Raw genomic sequence first — 2,963 nt, 5'->3', positions numbered from 1 at the left:
GGTAAAGGGCCACGGCTCCGATCCCCTCTCCTCGGGGAGAGGGAGGGGCCCGCCGCGTTGGCGGCGGGAGGGTGAGGGGGACTACGCCGCTGCCGCCCGCGCCTTGCCGATCAGGGCCAGGATCTCGCCGGCCGCCTGCGGGATGTTGGTGCCGGGGCCGTAGACGGCGCTGACGCCGGCGGCCAGCAGCGGTTCGTAGTCCTGCGGCGGGATGACGCCGCCGCACACCACCAGGATGTCGCCGGCGCCCTCGGCCTTCAGCGCGTCCATCAGCTGCGGCACCAGGGTCAGATGCCCGGCCGCCTGGGACGACACGCCGACGACATGGACGTCGTTCTCGATCGCCTGGCGCGCCGCCTCCTCCGGCGTCTGGAACAGGGGGCCGATATCGACGTCGAAACCGATATCGGCGAAGGCCGTGGCGATCACCTTGGCGCCGCGGTCGTGGCCGTCCTGGCCCATCTTCACCACCAGCATGCGCGGCCGGCGGCCCTCGGCTTCGGCGAACTGCGCAACCTCGGCCTGGATCCGGGCATAGCCCTCGTCGCCGGCGAAGGCGCCGCCATAGACGCCGGAGACTGAGCGGATCACGGCGCGGTGGCGGGTGAACACCTGCTCCAGCGCGTCGGAGATCTCGCCGACCGTGGCCCGCGCCCGCGTCGCCTTGACCGCCAGGTCCAGCAGGTTGCCCTCGCCGCTCCGCGCCGCCGCGGTCAGCGCCGCCAGCGCCGACCGGCAGGCGGCCTCGTCGCGCTCGGCCCGGATCTTCCTGAGGCGGGCCACCTGGGCCTCGCGCACCGCCGAATTGTCGATCGCCAGCACCTCGACATGGTCGGGCTTGTCCGGCGCATATTTGTTCACCCCGACGATCACCTGCTCGCCACGGTCGATGCGGGCTTGGCGGCGGGTGGCGCTCTCCTCGATCCGCAGCTTCGGCAGGCCGGCCTCGACCGCCTTGGTCATGCCGCCCATGGCCTCGACCTCGTCGATCAGCACCCGGGCCTTGGAGGCCAGCTCGGCGGTCAGCGCCTCGACATAGTAGCTGCCGCCCAGCGGGTCGACCGTGCGGGTCACCCCGGTCTCCTCGGCGATGATCAGCTGGGTGTTGCGGGCGATGCGGGCGGAGAAGGGGGTGGGCAGGCCGAGCGCTTCATCGAAGCTGTTGGTGTGCAGGCTCTGCGTCCCGCCCAGCACCGCGGCCAGCGCCTCGACCGTGGTGCGGACCACGTTGTTGTACGGGTCCTGCTCGGTCAGCGACACGCCGGAGGTCTGGCAATGGGTGCGCAGCATCAGGCTCTCGGCCTTCTTCGGCGCGAACTCGGCCTGGATCAGCTCGGCCCAGAGCTGGCGGGCGGCGCGCAGCTTCGCCACCTCGGTGAAGAAGTCCATGCCGATGGCGAAGAAGAAGGACAGGCGCCCGGCGAAGGCGTCGACATCGAGCCCGCGTGAGATCGCGGCGCGGACATATTCCAGCCCGTCGGCCAGGGTGTAAGCCAGCTCCTGCACCGCCGTCGCCCCGGCCTCCTGCATGTGGTAGCCGGAGATCGAGATCGAGTTGAACTTCGGCATCCGCTCGGCGGTGTAGGCGATGATGTCGGCGACGATCCGCATCGACGGCCCGGGCGGGTAGATGTAGGTGTTCCGGACCATGAACTCCTTGAGGATGTCGTTCTGGATGGTGCCGGACAGCTTGGCCTCCGGCACCCCCTGCTCCTCCGCCGCCACGATGTAGCCGGCCAGCACCGGCAGCACGGCGCCGTTCATGGTCATGGACACCGACATGCGGTCGAGCGGGATGCCGTCGAACAGGATCTTCATGTCCTCGACGGAATCGATGGCGACGCCCGCCTTGCCGACATCGCCGACCACGCGCGGATGGTCGCTGTCATAGCCGCGATGGGTGGCGAGGTCGAAGGCGACCGAGACGCCCTGCTGCCCGGCCGCGAGGTTGGCGCGGTAGAAGGCGTTCGACGCCTCGGCCGTGGAGAAGCCGGCATATTGCCGGACGGTCCAGGGCCGGCCGGCATACATCGTCGCCCGCACGCCGCGGGTGAAGGGGGCGAAGCCCGGCAGTTCCCCCGCCGCGCCCTCCGGCACATCCGCCGCGGTGTAGAGCGGTTTGACCGCCACGCCCTCGGCCGTCTCGACCGTCAGGTCCTCCAGCGGGCGGTCGCGCAGCTCCTTCCGGGCCAGCGCCTCCCAATCGGCGGGGCTGGGCTTGTCGAAGGCGGTCATGGCGGCATTCCTCCTGTCACGGAGGGGAGTATAGGAGCGGTCCCGGCAGCGGTCACGCGGCGCGCATGATTGTTTCGCCTGTCGGCTAATTCCGGCTGAGCGCCATATGCGCACCGAGCCCGACCAGGGCCGAGCCGCTGGCCAGGCGCAGCCAGCGCGCCACCCGCTCGCTGCGGCGCAGCCGGGACATCGCCCGGTCGATGCACAGCAGGGTCACCACGTCCGCCGCGAAGAACACCGCGTTGACGATCATCCCCAGCACCAGGAACTGGGCCCAGACCGGCAGGCCGGCGGCCGGATCGACGAACTGGGGCAGGAAGGCGATGAAGAACAGCGCAGTTTTCGGGTTCAGCAACTCGACCGTCACGCTTTCGGCGAAGGCGCGGCGCGCCGTCTTCTCCGCCACCTGCGGCAGGGCGTCGCCGGAGCGGCGGCTGCGCACCATGCGGATGCCGAGCCAGACCAGATAGGCGGCGCCGAAGATCTTCACCACCAGGAACAGCGTCGGCGACCAGCGGAACACCGCCGACAGCCCGGCCGCCGCGGCGGCGACATGGACCAAGTCGCCGACCGCGATGCCGGTGGCGGCGCGGAACCCCGCCGCCCGGCCGCGCGCCAGAGTCTGGGCCACAGTGTAGAGGATCGCCGGCCCCGGGATGATCGCGATCAGCACGGTCGCGACGAAGAACGGCAGCAGATGCGCGAGCGACGGCATGGGCGGGCCTCCG

2 protein-coding genes are annotated in these 2,963 nt (G+C 70.8%); both read right to left on the bottom strand.

The window, feature by feature from the left end:
• Nucleotides 1-81 precede the first annotated feature (81 nt).
• A complete protein-coding gene (gene scpA, locus ABDW35_RS35045) occupies nt 82-2,235 on the bottom strand; it encodes a methylmalonyl-CoA mutase (protein WP_343718462.1) in 2,154 nt (717 codons plus the stop codon).
• A gap of 85 nt (nt 2,236-2,320) precedes the next feature.
• Nucleotides 2,321-2,950 carry a LysE family translocator gene (locus tag ABDW35_RS35040; protein ID WP_343718461.1) on the bottom strand — a complete coding sequence of 210 codons (630 nt, stop codon included), beginning with the start codon at nt 2,948-2,950 and terminating at the stop codon, nt 2,321-2,323.
• Nucleotides 2,951-2,963 lie beyond the last annotated feature (13 nt).

Source organism: Inquilinus sp., from assembly GCF_039594555.1.
Taxonomy (GTDB): Bacteria; Pseudomonadota; Alphaproteobacteria; order DSM-16000; family Inquilinaceae; genus Inquilinus.
This window is presented reverse-complemented; position numbering and strand designations above follow the sequence as displayed.

Coding starts and splice junctions, on each gene's coding strand:
- scpA (WP_343718462.1), bottom strand. CDS start 2,235: ATGACCGCCTTCGACAAGCCCAGCCCCGCCGATTGGGAGGCGCTGGCC.
- ABDW35_RS35040 (WP_343718461.1), bottom strand. CDS start 2,950: ATGCCGTCGCTCGCGCATCTGCTGCCGTTCTTCGTCGCGACCGTGCTG.